Genomic DNA, 16,286 nt, shown 5'->3' with positions numbered 1-16,286 from the left:
AGTCAACCACCTTTTCATTAGAAGCCAGTTATTCCCTGTGTTAAGGCTTGAATTATCGTGCTAATGTAAGACCAAAGTACAATGAATGTTGCAATTCCAATTAAAACATTTGCAATAATAAGTGTGTAAACGAGATCTAATCCGCCATTGTCTAGCTTTAATACGGCTACAGTTATACTAATCCCTATATAAGTTGCAGCTACCGATAATAATATCGGTAAGAAAAAAATTAATAAGAAACTAAAAAGAAAAGAAAGGACTAATATGACAATAGCCGGCGTCGCTATCGTTCCCCATATACCGAATACTTCAAGAAATGAAAAAGATGATTTCATCATCTTACCACTTACAAAAATAATAAATCCGACAAATAAAGTTAAAATTAATAAAAAGAAAAAGACCGTTATAGATTCTCCCAAAAACGTGGGAGTAGATATATCTGGTGCAAATGTTCTCGTAACTGCTGATGCTGCACTCATCATTCTATAAAAAATACATGCTCCTAAAAAACAAATAAGAACAAGACTTACAATTCCATTTCGCACTTCAATAGCGCCACTTTTCATAATCGCTGTCGGTGCTTGTAATGCATGTTTAAAAAATTGAAAATAGCCGCTCGCAAACCGCTTCGCTTGCTCTACCGTTTCATTTGGCCGAGCTTCCTTTGCTGGTGCCGCACGTGCTTGTTCCGGCCCTTCTTCTTGGCCACTACTTGCCACTACTTCTTCCGTTAACGAATGTCCACAATTCCCGCAAAACTTTGCCTCTGATGCATTTTCTGTATGACATGACGGACATTTCATTCTCTTATCCCTCCTTAAGGATATACCGTATAGGGTGTTACAAATTCAATATATGAATTTGTACATAAAACATGACTACAAGAAAAAGATTCTGAAATCCTTCTTTCGAAAGAAATATATGTGCTAGCAATCTTGAAAAAAAATGCTATTATGAAACAGAATAAATAATATTTTTAACAGATTGGATGACTGGCAATGGAATTGGTAAACTCAATTTTTCAAATACTCCTTACAAGCGTAATCCAATTATTATCTTTAATTGGCGTTATCATTGTAATTGGATTTCTATTAGGCTATTTAGAATCTCTCACACGCATGTATTGGTCGAGAGCTTTTGGAAGAAAAGGATTCCTATTAACGGCTTGGATTGGTGTTCCTATTCACGAACTTGGACATGCCATTATGTGCGTGCTGTTCCGTCATAAGATTGTAGCAACACAGTTCTTCCCGACAGATACAAGTCAAGGGGCTTTAGGTTACGTACAACATCAATACAATCAAAAAAGTGTGTATCAACGGATTGGGAATTTCTTCATCGGCATTGGGCCTATTATTTCTGGTATTACTGCACTAATCCTTTTAATGCGCTATTTCGTACCAGAATCATATTTTTTATTTAATACAACTCTCGAAAAAACGATTGCTTCTACTTCTATTAATGTAGAAATGATCCAAAACATGCTCTTGTCGACGTTTGTATTATTGAAAAGCTTATTTACAATCGGCAATTTATTGAATCCTTCCTTTTGGTTATTTTTATTTATCGCCATTTGCATTTCCGCACATATCGCTTTAAGTAAACCAGACATTAAAGGATCAATAGACGGTGTTATCGTCATGTTTATCGTTTTATTTTTATTCAACATCATCGCGGGACTGTTTCAATACGACAGTAACCAGCTAATTGGACAGGTTATGAAATATAATATGTATCTCATTGCGTTTTCTAGTGTAGCACTGCTTTTCTCTTGTATTTCTACACTTGTTAGTTTTTCGTTTTATAAAATAAGAAGAGGGCGTTCTTTTTAAACGCCCTCTTCTTATTAATTATTCCCCTTATAATCACAATGCTCAACCGGAACGCGAGCATGCCCTTCTTCATCGGTACACCATGACTGTGATTGGAATGCAAGAAAGATACCAATCCATTCTTCTTCCTTTTCAAAGTGAATGAGTATTCCTCCGTCTTGCCATATGCCATCATCACCTTGCCATTTTTCTACATTCCCTTGATTCATATGAATATCATGTATACCGTTTCCTGGTTTGAAATGAAAATAGGAATCTGGTGTATTTTCTTCTGGTCCCCATCTTTCACCAAACGCGTAAATAATTGCTTTTTCTTCTATTGCTCGTTTTATATAACGTTCTATTTTTTCATTTAAATCATTATCTGTTCCTGCTTTTTCGGGAGGTAAAGGAATCATTTGATTTGAGTCAAATAGATTTCCTCTTACATAATCTAAAGCTACTTTCGGTTCATTGTTTTTTATTTCTGTAAAACCGAATGGTAATGTCGGTAAAATATGAATCGCCTCTGACTTAATATTGTTACTCGCAAAATATAAAACTTCTGATGGATAACTTTGCGACTTTACGTTAATTGCAATACGATAATCTACTCCTGTCTCGCCCTGTAAATGAACTTGATAATGAGGTGTTTTCCCTTTTCCAATCTTTGATTGTATAACTGTACCTTTTAACACACCGTAGTTTTTTAGGGGCATACATTTCATCTCCTATTCATTTAGTAGAAGCTATTCATATTTAAATCATTATCCACTCATAAAAAAAATCCTCCTATGTTAGGAGGATTTTTAATTTCTCAACATATACCAAACAATAACTTCTACCACTACAAGCAAAACCGCACCAAAGATCATTAACGTCGTCTTCTTTAATAGTTCATTTTCACGGTAAGGGATATTACATAAGTAAGCACCTAGTGTAATCCGTGATGGACAAGCGATTGTAGCTACTGATGATGCAGTGTTTTGAAGTGTTGTGACATATTGCCACGGGAGTGCTACGTTTTGTGCGGTTTGCATTTGTAGTTTTATAAACATTGCATTTGATCCTGCGTTACTACCTGTTAAAAATCCACCAATAGCGCCAATAAACGGAGCAACGAAAACGAAAAAGGTTCCAAATGTTTCACCAGCTGTCTTTGCGAGTAATGAATGCATGCCTGATGCACCCATTAGTTCTGAAATGGCGATAAACATTGTCGTCGTAATAGCAAATGGAATCCATTGTTTTATCGTTTGTGAGAGTGATTGTTTAATAATATTAGGCGGGATGCGGAAGAAAATAATAGTAAATAAGCAAGTCATACCGAGCCAAAATCCTGGTGAATATAGTAACTCTAGTTTGTAAGAGTATGATTTCAAATCAAGAACCGCATATGATCTGAACAAATCATGTAATGCTGGAACGAGGCGAGAAAGTAAAATACAAACTGTTAGAAATATATAAGGGCTAATAATTTTTATAATGGATACTTCTCTCTCCGTTGCAGCCGCATGTTCTGTTATAAGATTTTGCCCACTTTTTCCTTTTAATTTAATAATAAAAAAGCCAAAGGTAATCGTAACGATAGAACTTAATATCCCGGCTAGTTCAACACTTACGTACGCATTAGAAAGATAGATTCCGAGAGAAAATAATAGAAAGAACCCTACTCCTTCTTTCCACTTTTCTATAACCGCTTGCCAGCCGCCAACAACGTGTAAAGAAAGAATAACGAAGTAAGCAAACATCGGAATACTTAATAGCGCTGTATTTGTGCCAAGTGTTGTAAGAGGCATATTTATTAGCTGCGAACCGATAATCGTACCAGTTGCCATTGCGCCCCATGAACTAGCTAGTAAGCCGATGAATGAGAGTAGTACAGCTTGAAATGGTTTATATCCTAGTGAAAGAAAAATAGGTGCTGCAACCATGAAGCCAATACCGAATCCACTTACTGATTCAATAAGCGGGCAAATGCCAAAACACATAAGCAGCATTTGTAATAAGCGATCCTGAGTAACTGCTTCTAGAAAACGTGCTACTTGATCGATGTACCCCATTTTGTTCATGAGGTGAAATAAAAAAATACCGAAAAATAAAACGTACCCGACAATAAAACAAATTAACCATCCTTTAATCGTTGCGTGCACAGTTTCACTTATCCCTAATTGAAACATTGGCGAGAGTAAAACAATTCCAACAGACACAGCATAAGAAATTAACGAGGACCTTAATGACGTTTGTTTAAATAAAAATAAACAAATGAAAATCATCATAATTGGGATAAGTGCCAACAATATGGCCATGTTATCATCTCTTTTCATTAAAAATACAATTTTTAACTATTATATAACAGATGTCATAATTTTCAATTGTTTTTACAACAGATTCAAAAAAGGAACCAAACGGCTCCTTTTTATTCACTCCCATTTTCTATTATCCTGAAAAACTGTCTGCTTTCCGACTATTTCTTTCAACACAACAAACACAATGTAAGTACATATTGCTTGCAATATAATATTCCAAAATTTCATTAATGCAAATGAATGAATCCGTAGAAATAATTCGTTTAATAATACAATCGAAACGATACTAAATAATTCTATACTAATCGAAAATAGACATATTTCTAAAATAGACTGTTCTTGAATGCGATTTAAATTGGAAAAGATGAATACATACCCTAAAAATAGAGCCATTAACTCTATTTTCGTCATGCTAATAAGCCAAGCGTATAGCGGTACAGTTAAAAATAGATATAGTAGTTTACGTCTTAGCATGCCTTCTCACCCTCTAAATTATATGTATTTTCTGTATATTTTAACATTTATTACGCAAAACAAAAAGAAGAGACTACGCCTCTTCTTTTTGTTTTGTTGCATATATTAATTCACATATTTCTTCTTGCTTTTCATTTTCTAAAAGCTCAATGATCTTACTTCCAACGACAACTCCGTCGCATATTGTAATCATTTCTTCTACATGTTCCTTTGTTGAAATACCAAATCCTGCGACTACTGGTAAGTTGACGTGTGATTTTACTTTTTCTAAGTAACTATGAATCTCCTCTTTAAAGTTTTGACGTACTCCCGTTACGCCCGCTACTGTAACAGCATAAACGAACCCTTCTGATTCACTCGTAATTTTTTCAATTCTTTCAATAGGACTCGTTACGGTAACGAGTGGAATGAGCGCAATGTTTGCCTCTCGAAGTAACGGCGTAATAATATTTTGTTCTTCATACGGTAAGTCTGGAACGATGATGCCGTCTACACCTGCTTCTATACAGTTCTCGATGAATCTCTCTTTTCCGAATGCAAGTACAGGATTTAAATATGTCATAAGAACAAAGGGCATTTGTACTTCTTTCCTTACCTCTGCTAACGCTTGAAAAATGCCTTTTAATGTTACGCCGCTATCTAGCGCTCGCTTTCCTGCTCTTTGAATCGTTGGCCCATCTGCAACTGGATCCGAAAACGGAATACCAATTTCAACGATGCTTGCTCCAGCTTCATCTAGAAAACGAATTCTTTCTTTTAATTTTTCAAGGCCGCCATCTCCGCCCATTACGTACGGAATAAATGCTTTCTTGCCATTTTCAAACGCTGATTTAATTTTTTCTACTCCCATTTTTTACACCTCTCCCATATAACGTTTTATACTCTCTACATCTTTATCACCGCGGCCTGATAAGCAAATAACAAGTCCTTCTTCTTCCTTCATTTTCGGAGCTAATTTTAATGCATATGCGACAGCATGTGAACTTTCTAGCGCCGGGATAATGCCTTCTTTTTTCGTTAATAATTGAAATGCTTCTAATGCTTCTTCGTCTGTTATCGAATGATAAGAAACGCGGCCAATATCTTTTAGCAAGCTATGTTCTGGACCAACACCTGGATAATCAAGTCCTGCTGAAATAGAGTGTGCTTCTTGAATTTGCCCATCTTCGTTTTGCAGAAGATACATCATTGATCCGTGTAAAACACCGACACTTCCTTTCGTTAAAGTTGCTGCATGCTTTTCTGTATGAACGCCTTTTCCAGCTGCTTCTACGCCGTAAAGAGCAACTTCTTCATCATGTACAAATGGATAAAACATTCCCATCGCGTTACTCCCACCACCAATGCAAGCAACAACTGCTTCTGGTAATTTCCCCTCTAATTCTTCATATTGTTTCTTCGTCTCATTCCCAATTACACTTTGGAAATCACGGACAATTTGCGGGAATGGATGTGGTCCGAGAACAGATCCCATAATGTAGTGCGTATCATGCACATGTGAAACCCAGTAACGAAGCGCCTCGTTTACCGCATCTTTTAATGTACCGCTACCTGCTGCTACACTTTCTACTTTCGCTCCGAGTAATTCCATTCGGAACACATTTAATTTTTGACGTCTTACATCTTCTTCTCCCATAAAAATAACACATTCTAACCCGAGAAGAGCACATACAGTAGCTGTTGCAACTCCGTGTTGTCCGGCTCCTGTTTCAGCGACAACTTTTTTCTTGCCCATTCGCACTGCAAGTAGTGCCTGACCGATTGTATTGTTAATTTTATGAGCTCCTGTATGGTTCAAATCTTCACGTTTTAAATAAATCTTTGCACCACCGCAATACTTCGTCATATTTTCAGCATAATATAGCGGTGTTTCTCTTCCGACGTACGTTTTTAAATAATGATTTAATTCCTTTTGAAATGCTTCATCTTGCATCGCTTCTTTATATGCTTCTTCTAGTTCTAGTACAGATTGCATTAACGTTTCTGGAACGTATCGTCCTCCGTATATACCGTAATGTCCTTTTTCATCTGGATATGCGTAGTTCATTTGGAACACTCCTTCGCTTTTATAATAAATTGTTTTATTTTCTCTACATCTTTCTTTCCTTCTGTCTCTACTCCGCTGCTCACATCGACCATATAAGGCCGAACAGTTCGAATTGCTTCTTCTATATTAAGAGCGTTTAATCCACCAGCTAATATCGTTTTCTTTCGCAATTCTTTTGGCATATGCCCAAGTAGTTCCCATGAAAATGTCTTTCCATTTCCTCCATGAAACTTTTCTTTCGGGCTATCAAATAATATATAATCCGTTTCATACCCTTGAGCGTTTTTCATATCACTCTCTGAAGTTACTCCTAGTGATTTTATAGACAGAATATTCAATCTTCTAATTTGATAATTATCTTCATCTCCATGTAGTTGTACATGTGTTAACCCGCACTCATCTGCAATTTTCTGGATCACTTCTACTGATTCATTTACGAAAACACCGATTTTTAACACGTTGGCTGGAAGCTCCTGAATGATTTCTTCCGCTCTCTTTGGAGTGATTTTTCGCTTACTTTCTGCAAAAACAAATCCGAGTGCATCTGCACCGTATTCGCAAGCACGTTTTGCTGTTTCCATATCAGTGATGCCGCAAATTTTCACTTTCATATATTCACCTTACAGTCTTCAAAAAAGTTACTAATAGAAGATGATGTCATAAGTGCCTCTCCAATTAATACACCTTTTGCTCCGGCTTTTTTAACACGAATAATATCCTCTTTTGAATGAATCCCGCTTTCACTAATCCAAAGTAATTTCTCCTCATTCAATCTTTTTCCAAGCTTTTCAGTTTGGCTTAAATCTACTTCGAACGTTTTTAAATTACGGTTATTAATACCAATAACGTGCGGATTTAATACAATCGCAGTTTCTAATTCCTGTTCATCATGAACTTCAACAATCGCTTCCAATCCTTTTTCTAACACGTAGCTATACAACTCTTTTAACTTCTCTTTCGTTAACGCTGCTACAATTAGTAAAATAATATCTGCTCCCGCTTCATACGCTCTATCGATTTGAATCTTATCTATTATGAAATCTTTACATAAAAGCGGAATGTTACTTTCTTCTCTTGCTGTTTGTAAATCGTGAAACGATCCTTTAAAAAATTGACCATCTGTTAAAACAGAGACTGCTCCTGCACCACATTTCTCATATGTTTGCACTTGTCTTCGTACGTCAACGTGTAAATTGATATCTCCTTTTGATGGTGATGCTCGCTTTACTTCTGCAATGACAGTAAACTGCTGTAACGCTTCTACAAGTGAATGTGTCTTTCTTTTTGTTTTTACTGGTGTATATATTTCATACAACTCCGCAACTTCCCTTCGCTTCTGTTCTACAATTTTATCTAAAATCGTCCCCACTTTAGTTCACCCTTTCTAATTTTTCGTTGCTTGCTGCAATTAATAAGTTTAATTTGGTTAATGCTTTTCCAGAGTCAATGCTATGTGCCGCGAGTTTAATTCCTTCTTCAATCGTTTCCGTTTTTCCATTTGCGAAAAGAGCTAGACCTGCATTTAATAAAACGGTATCACGATAAACACTCTTTTCTCCGCTCAATACGCCGACTGTAATCTTTGCATTTTCTTTTGAATTCCCCCCTCTAATTTCTTCATTTTTCACTCTTGAAAAACCATACTTTTCTGGATCAATACTCATTTCTACTATTTCATTATCTTTTAAAATGACTACGTGATTTTCCCCTTGTAATGACGCTTCATCTAAAAAACCACTTCCATTTACGACAAGCGCTTGTTTCCGGCCTAACTTTTGTAATACTTGTGCAACTGGTAATAACATATCTCGTTTATAAATACCGACAAATTGTGTTTCTAAATTCACTGGATTTGTTAAAGGACCAATTAAATTAAAGATCGTCGGCACGTTTAACTCTTTTCTTATTTTCATAATGCGCCTTAGTGCTGGATGCATCACTGGTGCAAATAAAAATGCAATGCCCACATGCTCTAGTAAATAATCAATTTCGTTTGGCGTACTACTAATATTTACACCTAGTTCTTCTAATAAGTCTGCACTTCCTGTTTTACTAGAAACAGCACGATTACCATGTTTTGCAACCTTTACGCCAGCTCCTGCCAGTACGAATGCTGATGTTGTGCTAATATTAAACGTTTGAGCACCGTCACCACCCGTCCCGCAATTGTCCATTGCTCCTTGTATATGGTTCGAAAATGGTAGTGCCTTTTCGCGAAGAGCTCGAACGAGACCGTATATTTCTTCTGCATTTTCACCTTTCGCTTTCAGTAAGACTAAGAAAGCTGCAATTTCACTTTCTAATATGTTTTCACTTAATAAAAGTAGTCCTGCTTTATACATTTCCTCTTCTGTTAAATGTTGACCCTCCACTAATTTACGAAGATAGTTATTCATACTCTTTCCTCCTCTTTTACTTCTGTTAAAAAGGCACGTATTAACTTTCCGCCTTCTTCTGTTGCGATTGATTCCGGATGAAACTGTAATCCGAAGAGCGGATAATAATTGTGACGGACTGCCATTATCTCTCCGTCGTCCATCGCTGTCGCTAATATGTCAAAACACTCTGGCAAGCTCGTTTGCTCTGCAACAAGGGAATGATAGCGCATTGCCGTTAACGGCTGTGTAGCGTATGAAAAGATTGACATTCCGTTATGTTTCACACGCGATGTTTTTCCATGTTTAATACGTTCTGCTCTAACAATGTCTCCTCCAAATGCAGCTATGATCGCTTGGTGACCAAGACAAATCCCTAATATGGGAACGTTCTTATAAAAATGACGGATGACGTCGATACAAATGCCAGCATCCTCTGGTTTTCCTGGTCCTGGTGAAAGTACAATTCCTCTTGGATTCATCTCTTCTAACTGTTCTATCGTTATTTCATCATTTCTTACAACTACAATTTCTTCTTCATGTTCGCCTAACAGTTGATACAAGTTATATGTGAACGAATCGTAATTATCGATAAGTACAATCATTTCATTACCTCCAAAAGCGCTCTCGCTTTATTTAATGTTTCTTCATATTCAGCTACTGGATCTGAATCGTAAACGACTCCTGCTCCTGCCTGAACGTATGCTTTTTCATCCTTTACGACCATCGTTCGAATAGCGAGCGCCATATCAAGATTTCCTGAAAAACTAACGTATCCAACTGCACCAGCGTATACATTTCTTTTTTCATTCTCTAGTTCATTTATAATTTCCATCGCTCTAATTTTCGGAGCTCCAGAAACCGTTCCTGCTGGTAAGCAATACGCTAACGCATCAAATCCGCCCATTTGTTTTCGCAATGTTCCGTAAACTTCAGATACAATGTGCATAACGTGAGAGTATTTTTCTACTTTCATATATTTATCTATCGTAACCGAGCCGATTTCGCTCACTCTACCAATATCGTTTCGCCCAAGATCTACAAGCATCATATGCTCTGCTCGCTCTTTCTCATTGCCTAACAGTTCTTTTGCGATTTCCTCGTCTTCCCTCTTCGTTTTCCCCCTCGGCCTTGTACCAGCAATTGGATTCGTCATCACTTTATCCTCCCTTACTGATAGTAAACTTTCCGGCGAAGAACCGAGTACAACATAATCTTGAAAATCGATATAGAACATATATGGTGATGGATTTGCAATTCGAAGTTTTCGGTATAACCAGAATGGATCCCCAATACATTCACTTTGTAAACGCTGTGATAGTACGACTTGGAATATGTCTCCCGCTCTTATATATTCTTTCGCAATTTCTACCATCTCACAAAACTCTTTTTCCGTTATAGAAGAAGTGAATGATAATGTGGATTGTATTGCATTTACTTCAGCTTCTTCTCCTTGTAGCACTTCCTCTTTGTATACTCGTAGCCTTTCGTATACTTCCTCATAATCTGTTGAATCATCTTCCCTGCATACATATACAAACGACAACTTTTGGCGTAAATGATCGTAAACGATAAACTCACGATATAGTAAAAGGTGTACTTCCGGAATATTTAATGGGTCGTGTAAATCCGCTCCAATGTTTTCATACTGCCGAATGACATCATATCCAATATAACCAACTGCTCCTCCGCAAAATGGAAATAGACTGTCTACTTGTGATGGTACGATTACTTCTTCTAACACTTGCAGTACGTTACCTTGTAACTTTTCTGCCCGGCCGTAAATCGTTCGTTCCACTTCCGTACCAACGCTTTTCACTTCTCCATAAGGATTACATCCCAAGTAAGAATAACGCCCTTTATCTTGATGAAGCTGTGAACTTTCTAATAAGAATTTCTTCTTCCCTTTCATACGTCTATATAAAGAAATTGGCGTAATGCTATCTCCTTCTTCTTCAGTGATTACTAAAAATGTCTTTCTCTCTCTTTTTTGTTTTATAAATTCTTCTTTCGTCATCATGTCCTTCACCTCACCCTGAAAAATAAAAAAGTCCCCTACATATCGAAAATATGTAGAGGACGATAAATATACCGCGGTACCACCTCGTGTTGGATGCAAAAGCATCCCGCTTTGTTCAGGTACAAAATTTATACCTTATCCTTGTAACGGCGGAACCCGGGTTGCCTACTGAAAATAATTGTTCAGCATACCTCTCGTAAGCCCATTCCGTATATGGCACCGTACCGGGCTCCCACCTATTCCCGGCTCTCTGTAACGTCTCCAATATACGTACTCTTCTTACTTAAACGATTTCATTTATTTAATTTTTTATACACAAAAAGGGAGTACTCATCCTATAGAAAGGACGGGTACTCCCGTGGTGCCACCTTAATTCGTTACAAATGTAACGCACTTTACCGTATCAAAAACAATACGTGTCTCTTGTATCGATGAGATCATGTCGCCAAAGCCTACTTCTTTCGTTTCGGTTTGGAAGCTCCGAAGCCCATTCCACATCAATTCCATACTGATTCGCACCAACCATCAGCTCTCTGACATGTTCATCATGTGTACTCTTCTTCATCAACGCTTGCATTTTTTTAAGTTGCACTCATTATAGACCTGACTTTTTTTACAAGTCAATACTTTTTTAAAAATTTTATTTTTCTTTCCTTTCAATATTATATTGACAAAACAACCTCTTTTTATGTAAATATAATAAATACTCTATTAAAAATAAGGTTTTTTGTATGAATATTATATATTAAAAAAGTAAAATAACATCAAAAAACGCTTACATTTCTGAAAATTCGTATTTCTATATGGATTTTTCAGAATAATCATGATAGATTATAAAGTGAAACTTTAATCAATCAGGTATTAACGCATCAAAAGACATGACAAAAGGAAGGGGAACTTCATGAGTACGCAGATGTTAACTTTAACTTCAATCTCTATTTACATGCTCGGGATGTTAGTAATCGGCTATTTCGCCTATAAACGAACGTCCAACTTAACAGATTATATGCTTGGCGGGCGTACACTAGGCCCCGCAGTAACGGCATTAAGTGCTGGAGCATCCGATATGAGCGGTTGGCTTTTAATGGGATTACCAGGTGCAATGTTTAGCGTTGGATTAAGTAGTAGTTGGATTGCGATCGGCCTAACACTAGGCGCATACGCAAACTGGCTTTATGTTGCTCCTCGCTTACGTACCTACTCAGAAATTGCAAATAACTCTATTACTATTCCAGAATTTTTGGAACACCGTTTCCACGACAAATCTCATATGCTACGTTTAGTATCTGGACTTGTTATTATGATTTTCTTTACTTTCTATGTAGCTTCAGGATTAGTTTCAGGCGCTGTATTATTTGAAAATTCATTTGGTATGAACTACCACGTTGGATTATTCATTGTTGCAGGCGTTGTTGTAGCTTACACATTATTTGGTGGGTTCTTAGCAGTAAGTTGGACAGACTTCGTGCAAGGAATCATTATGGTAGTCGCTCTTATTCTTGTTCCTATCGTAACAATTATGAATTCGAATGGACTTGGACCTGCATTTGATACAATCCGCTCTGTAGATCCAACACGTTTAGATATTTTTAAAGGTGCCTCTACTTTAGGAATGATTTCTTTATTCGCATGGGGGCTTGGTTATGTTGGACAACCTCATATTATCGTACGCTTTATGGCGATTTCGTCCGTAAAAGAACTGAAAAGCGCACGAAGAATTGGTATGAGCTGGATGATTTTCTCTGTTGTCGGAGCTATGTTTACTGGTCTTATCGGTATTGCTTACTATTCACAACAAGAGTTAACATTATCTAACCCGGAAACAATTTTCCTTGAACTAGGAAAAATTTTATTCCATCCACTTATTACTGGATTCTTATTAGCCGCTATTTTAGCAGCGATTATGAGTACAATCTCATCTCAGTTACTCGTTACTTCAAGTGCAGTAACGGAAGACTTATATCGTACATTCTTTAAACGCTCTGCCTCTGATAAAGAGCTTGTATTTGTCGGTCGTATGGCTGTACTTGTTATTGCATTAGTTGGATGCGCTTTAGCATTTAAACAAAATGATACAATTTTAGCTCTTGTTGGATACGCTTGGGCTGGGTTCGGTTCTTCATTTGGACCTGCTATTTTATTAAGCTTATATTGGAAACGTATGACGAAATGGGGCGCACTTGCCGGTATGATTTCTGGTGCCGCTACTGTTATTATATGGACTCAATTCAAATTCTTAAAAGATTTCTTATATGAAATGATTCCAGGCTTCGCTATTAGTTTACTAGCCATCGTAATTGTTAGTTTACTAACACAACCTTCAAAAGAAGTTGAAGAGCAATTTGAGGATTTCGAAAAACAACATCTTCATAATTTATAAAAAAATCTCTGCTGTTATCATAACAGCAGAGATTTTTTACAGTTCGACAATCTTCTTATCAAATTTAACAAATTCTTTATGTTTCGTTAAATTTAACATAACACTACTCCTTTATAGTATGAGTATCAGCACTTATACAGAAAGGGGACTCCAACATGTTAGCAGCTTTCCAGCAACAACAAACACGAAAATTTTCACCTATCACAAATACTTCTGCGTCTTGTTTAAACATGCAACCTAATCCGCCTAAAATTTCAATTGCTCCTTCTGTTATTTCAGTCATCGGTGTTCATATGGAAAAACATAAATTAAAAATAAAAACGGGACAAAACATTGTGTTATCAGCTTCCATTTTACCAATACAAGCAACGAATAAAGAGCTTATTTGGTCAAATATGAATTCTGATATCATCACCATATATCCAAAAGATGACACCGTAACGATTACTGGAAAAAGTGCAGGTAAAGCAGTCGTAATTGTCACAACTGCTGAAGGCAAATTCCGTGACCTATGTGTCATTCATGTACAACCTTATATGACAAATCCAAAGTAAAAGAGTGGCTTCGTAGCCACTCTTTTACTTGATTTCAATATTTGAGTTTTTACTTTTTACAAGATTAATAAAAAAAGATGAAGATTTATCTTGTTTATGATGGTTGAAATTCGAAATTGCCTGTTCTTCTGTATAAAAATTTGATGTAACTTCTTTCCCTGCTTGATCTATACTATGTTGCCTAACGCATCCTTTTAATACAAAATAACATTTTAACGAAACATTTCCTTGTCTTAGGAATACTGTTCCTTTTTTATATTCTTCAATTTGTAATTCACTGAGGATCATTTGCTACTCTTCTTCACTTAGTGTTGTAAATCTATTCATATACTTCTTTACTATCTCTTCCATTTTCCTCCCCCTTCTACGCCCGCATTTCTATAAAACAAAAAGAGAAGTATCATAACTTCTCTTTTCTTCTCCAACATTATAATTCCTGTGTATACACTGGCTCATTTACGACATTTTTTGCTATTCGCTTTTGTTGCTGCAGTAAGAAAACAGATACACCAAACAATACGAGCATGCTACCGATAATCTGCATTGCATTTAATTTTTCTCCAAGTAAGAAGAACGCAAGTATAGATGCTCCAACAGGTTCTCCTAAAATACTCATTGAAATTGTCGTTGCATTCACATAATTTAACAGCCAATTATTAATTACATGTGACACTGTCGGCACAACCGCAAGTAAAAGAAAAACAGTCCAATCCCACTTCGTATAACCTGTAAAGGGTACTTGTAATATGACATTATAAATCCCCATAAAAAGACCTGCGCACGCAAAGACTGTAAAGCTATAAATCCAGTGTGATACTTTCTTCACTGTCGTTTGCCCGATAAATAAATAACCGACAACTGCTATTACACTTAGAAAGGATAATATGTCACCATAAATTGCTTGCTTACTTAAACCTAAATCTCCCCAACCAATGCACATTACTCCTAAAATAGCGATTCCCATCGTTGCAATGGCTGAATATGTTGTTCTTTCTTTAAATAGAAAAAAACCTCCAACTAAAGATACGATCGGTTGAAGTGCCAAAATAATTGTTGAACTAGCAACTGTTGTATGCTTTAAAGATTCAAACCATAAAAGAAAATGAAGTGCTAAAAAGAAACCAGATCCAATTAAAAAGCCCCAATCTTTCATTTGAATCTTATTAAATTCCTCTCTTTTTTTCCATACGATAGGCAGCATAATAAGTACAATAATCCATAAGCGGTACATACTTAATATTGAAGATGGTGCTGAGGACATCTTTACAAAAACTGCTGCAAAGGAAATGGCAATTATAGAAATAGCCAATGGTAGTGCGATTGATTTTTCTTGTTTCAAATCCTGTCTCCCCTCTCACCTGTCAAAAATCCCACTTCATTATATCCGTTTTCTTTCGTAACTTAAATACTAATTTTTTAGATTCTTCGTACCATTATGGTAAAATAGAAATTAAGGCACCAATTAGTGAATATTTCTTTCCTTTTCACTACAAGCGTCGCTCTTACAATCATTACAGTAAATTTTTATTTAGGGGGATCTACATGAGTCAAACAATAGGGAGAATTGAAGAAATTTCATTTTATAGCGCATCACTTCAAGAAGACGTTACACTTCTCGTTTATTTACCAGTAAATTACACACCACTGCACAAACATACAGTTGTAATTGCACAAGATGGTAGAGATTATTTTCAGCTCGGTAAAGCGCACCGTGTAATTGAGCGCCTTCGTGAAACCGAAGAAATTGACCGTACAATTATTGTCGGTATTCCATATAAAAATGTACATGATCGTAAAGAAAAATATTTCCCAAGTGAAGTAAAAAATGCTGCATATATTCGTTTCCTTGCTCACGAGCTTGCACCATATATTGATGAAAATTATCCAACGTACCAAATGGGGAAAGGTCGTGTGTTAATTGGTGATTCTCTTGGCGGAACAGTTTCCTTTATGACTGCAATTATGTATCCGCATACATTCGGTAAAGTCGTTATGCAATCACCATTTGTGGATGAGACAGTGATGAACTTAGCAAAAGAATTCAAAGATCCACAGGCATTAGAACTGTATCACGTCATCGGTACAGAAGAAACGGCTGTAAAGCGTACTGATGGACAAGTATCTGATTTCGTAGGGCCGAACCGTGAGTTAAATACGCTTCTTACAGCTAGAAACTTCATCACGCATTACGAGGAATTTGAAGGCAATCATACTTGGAAATATTGGCAGACTGATTTACCGAAAGCCTTCTCTCATATTCTATCAATGAAATAATAGAGAGCAGTATTCAGAATAATTTGATATAATAGATAAAGA

The 16,286-nt window shown here is 36.5% G+C and carries 16 protein-coding genes, 1 pseudogene and 2 other annotated features; of the genes and pseudogenes, 4 read left to right on the top strand and 13 right to left on the bottom strand.

The genetic code is table 11. From position 1 onward, the window contains the following. Nucleotides 1-17 precede the first annotated feature (17 nt). Nucleotides 18-803, bottom strand: a complete 786-nt coding sequence (locus MHB52_RS06945; RefSeq protein ID WP_016117429.1) for a zinc ribbon domain-containing protein — start codon at nt 801-803, stop codon at nt 18-20. A 195-nt stretch (nt 804-998) separates the two neighbouring features. Here MHB52_RS06945 and MHB52_RS06940 point away from each other — a divergent pair, with 195 nt between their 5' ends. Further along, entirely contained in the window at nt 999-1,832 is an 834-nt protein-coding gene (locus MHB52_RS06940) for a hypothetical protein (protein ID WP_000424529.1), read from the top strand. A gap of 14 nt (nt 1,833-1,846) precedes the next feature. On the opposite strand, the gene MHB52_RS06935 is transcribed toward MHB52_RS06940, so the two are convergent. The 10 genes from MHB52_RS06935 to trpE form a co-directional block, all read right to left on the bottom strand. Further along, a complete protein-coding gene (locus MHB52_RS06935) occupies nt 1,847-2,530 on the bottom strand; it encodes a DUF2278 family protein (RefSeq protein ID WP_001128606.1) in 684 nt (227 codons plus the stop codon). Between the two features lie 90 nt (nt 2,531-2,620). Then, nucleotides 2,621-4,120: an L-lactate permease gene (locus tag MHB52_RS06930; RefSeq protein WP_000996242.1), complete on the bottom strand. Its 1,500-nt coding sequence runs from the start codon at nt 4,118-4,120 to the stop codon at nt 2,621-2,623. Between the two features lie 114 nt (nt 4,121-4,234). Then, the gene (locus MHB52_RS06925) at nt 4,235-4,594 is read right to left on the bottom strand and encodes a DUF4029 domain-containing protein (protein ID WP_000946130.1); all 360 of its coding nucleotides are present in this window, start codon (nt 4,592-4,594) and stop codon (nt 4,235-4,237) included. Between the two features lie 73 nt (nt 4,595-4,667). Further along, the gene (gene trpA / locus MHB52_RS06920; protein WP_000537850.1) at nt 4,668-5,444 is read right to left on the bottom strand and encodes a tryptophan synthase subunit alpha; all 777 of its coding nucleotides are present in this window, start codon (nt 5,442-5,444) and stop codon (nt 4,668-4,670) included. Nucleotides 5,445-5,447: 3 nt separating this feature from the next. Further along, the gene (gene trpB / locus MHB52_RS06915; protein ID WP_001105038.1) at nt 5,448-6,641 is read right to left on the bottom strand and encodes a tryptophan synthase subunit beta; all 1,194 of its coding nucleotides are present in this window, start codon (nt 6,639-6,641) and stop codon (nt 5,448-5,450) included. Continuing rightward, nucleotides 6,638-7,252 (bottom strand): phosphoribosylanthranilate isomerase, encoded by a 615-nt coding sequence (locus tag MHB52_RS06910; RefSeq protein ID WP_061662860.1) that lies wholly within the window; start codon nt 7,250-7,252, stop codon nt 6,638-6,640. The genes trpB and MHB52_RS06910 overlap by 4 nt, the downstream gene beginning before the upstream one ends. Further along, on the bottom strand, nt 7,249-8,010 hold the full coding sequence (gene trpC, locus MHB52_RS06905) for an indole-3-glycerol phosphate synthase TrpC (protein ID WP_016117427.1): 762 nt from the start codon (nt 8,008-8,010) through the stop codon (nt 7,249-7,251). The genes MHB52_RS06910 and trpC overlap by 4 nt, the downstream gene beginning before the upstream one ends. 1 nt (nt 8,011) lies before the next feature. Then, nucleotides 8,012-9,037 (bottom strand): anthranilate phosphoribosyltransferase, encoded by a 1,026-nt coding sequence (trpD, locus tag MHB52_RS06900; RefSeq protein WP_001067356.1) that lies wholly within the window; start codon nt 9,035-9,037, stop codon nt 8,012-8,014. Continuing rightward, nucleotides 9,034-9,621: an aminodeoxychorismate/anthranilate synthase component II gene (locus tag MHB52_RS06895; protein WP_000636317.1), complete on the bottom strand. Its 588-nt coding sequence runs from the start codon at nt 9,619-9,621 to the stop codon at nt 9,034-9,036. Before MHB52_RS06895 ends, trpD begins: the two co-directional genes overlap by 4 nt. Continuing rightward, nucleotides 9,618-11,036 carry an anthranilate synthase component I gene (gene trpE, locus MHB52_RS06890; RefSeq protein WP_061662859.1) on the bottom strand — a complete coding sequence of 473 codons (1,419 nt, stop codon included), beginning with the start codon at nt 11,034-11,036 and terminating at the stop codon, nt 9,618-9,620. Before trpE ends, MHB52_RS06895 begins: the two co-directional genes overlap by 4 nt. Nucleotides 11,037-11,088: 52 nt before the next feature. Beyond that, nucleotides 11,089-11,333: a binding site (T-box leader), on the bottom strand. Between the two features lie 42 nt (nt 11,334-11,375). Further along, nucleotides 11,376-11,613 (bottom strand) — a binding site (T-box leader). A gap of 324 nt (nt 11,614-11,937) precedes the next feature. Between trpE and putP the strand changes: the two genes are divergently transcribed. Together putP and MHB52_RS06880 are read left to right on the top strand one after the other, a co-directional pair. Next, complete coding sequence (putP, locus tag MHB52_RS06885; protein ID WP_016117426.1) at nt 11,938-13,416, top strand: sodium/proline symporter PutP; 1,479 nt, start codon at nt 11,938-11,940, stop codon at nt 13,414-13,416. A 155-nt stretch (nt 13,417-13,571) separates the two neighbouring features. Further along, a complete protein-coding gene (locus MHB52_RS06880; RefSeq protein WP_000878733.1) occupies nt 13,572-13,970 on the top strand; it encodes an Ig-like domain-containing protein in 399 nt (132 codons plus the stop codon). Between the two features lie 78 nt (nt 13,971-14,048). On the opposite strand, the pseudogene MHB52_RS06875 reads toward MHB52_RS06880, so the two are convergent. Both MHB52_RS06875 and MHB52_RS06870 read right to left on the bottom strand, forming a co-directional pair. Continuing rightward, a pseudogene (locus tag MHB52_RS06875) lies at nt 14,049-14,321 on the bottom strand (Crp/Fnr family transcriptional regulator); the annotation flags it as partial. Between the two features lie 76 nt (nt 14,322-14,397). Then, nucleotides 14,398-15,309: a DMT family transporter gene (locus tag MHB52_RS06870; protein WP_000806934.1), complete on the bottom strand. Its 912-nt coding sequence runs from the start codon at nt 15,307-15,309 to the stop codon at nt 14,398-14,400. A 203-nt stretch (nt 15,310-15,512) separates the two neighbouring features. Here MHB52_RS06870 and MHB52_RS06865 point away from each other — a divergent pair, with 203 nt between their 5' ends. After that, nucleotides 15,513-16,244 carry an alpha/beta hydrolase gene (locus tag MHB52_RS06865; RefSeq protein WP_061662858.1) on the top strand — a complete coding sequence of 244 codons (732 nt, stop codon included), beginning with the start codon at nt 15,513-15,515 and terminating at the stop codon, nt 16,242-16,244. The last annotated feature ends 42 nt before the right edge of the window (nt 16,245-16,286 follow it).

This window comes from Bacillus sp. FSL K6-0073 (genome assembly GCF_038006085.1).
In the GTDB taxonomy this organism is placed as follows: Bacteria; Bacillota; Bacilli; order Bacillales; family Bacillaceae_G; genus Bacillus_A; species Bacillus_A cereus.
Note: the sequence above shows the minus strand (reverse complement) of the source record. Positions and strands in the feature narration are given on the sequence as shown.

What these genes read in the sequence shown, in the direction of transcription:
- MHB52_RS06865 (WP_061662858.1), top strand. Translation starts at nt 15,513, where the DNA reads ATGAGTCAAACAATAGGGAGAATTGAAGAAATTTCATTTTATAGCGCA.
- trpB (WP_001105038.1), bottom strand. Translation starts at nt 6,641, where the DNA reads ATGAACTACGCATATCCAGATGAAAAAGGACATTACGGTATATACGGA.
- MHB52_RS06895 (WP_000636317.1), bottom strand. Translation starts at nt 9,621, where the DNA reads ATGATTGTACTTATCGATAATTACGATTCGTTCACATATAACTTGTAT.
- MHB52_RS06925 (WP_000946130.1), bottom strand. Translation starts at nt 4,594, where the DNA reads ATGCTAAGACGTAAACTACTATATCTATTTTTAACTGTACCGCTATAC.
- MHB52_RS06940 (WP_000424529.1), top strand. Translation starts at nt 999, where the DNA reads ATGGAATTGGTAAACTCAATTTTTCAAATACTCCTTACAAGCGTAATC.
- putP (WP_016117426.1), top strand. Translation starts at nt 11,938, where the DNA reads ATGAGTACGCAGATGTTAACTTTAACTTCAATCTCTATTTACATGCTC.
- MHB52_RS06910 (WP_061662860.1), bottom strand. Translation starts at nt 7,252, where the DNA reads ATGAAAGTGAAAATTTGCGGCATCACTGATATGGAAACAGCAAAACGT.
- trpE (WP_061662859.1), bottom strand. Translation starts at nt 11,036, where the DNA reads ATGATGACGAAAGAAGAATTTATAAAACAAAAAAGAGAGAGAAAGACA.
- trpA (WP_000537850.1), bottom strand. Translation starts at nt 5,444, where the DNA reads ATGGGAGTAGAAAAAATTAAATCAGCGTTTGAAAATGGCAAGAAAGCA.
- MHB52_RS06930 (WP_000996242.1), bottom strand. Translation starts at nt 4,120, where the DNA reads ATGGCCATATTGTTGGCACTTATCCCAATTATGATGATTTTCATTTGT.
- MHB52_RS06935 (WP_001128606.1), bottom strand. Translation starts at nt 2,530, where the DNA reads ATGCCCCTAAAAAACTACGGTGTGTTAAAAGGTACAGTTATACAATCA.
- MHB52_RS06945 (WP_016117429.1), bottom strand. Translation starts at nt 803, where the DNA reads ATGAAATGTCCGTCATGTCATACAGAAAATGCATCAGAGGCAAAGTTT.
- MHB52_RS06880 (WP_000878733.1), top strand. Translation starts at nt 13,572, where the DNA reads ATGTTAGCAGCTTTCCAGCAACAACAAACACGAAAATTTTCACCTATC.
- trpD (WP_001067356.1), bottom strand. Translation starts at nt 9,037, where the DNA reads ATGAATAACTATCTTCGTAAATTAGTGGAGGGTCAACATTTAACAGAA.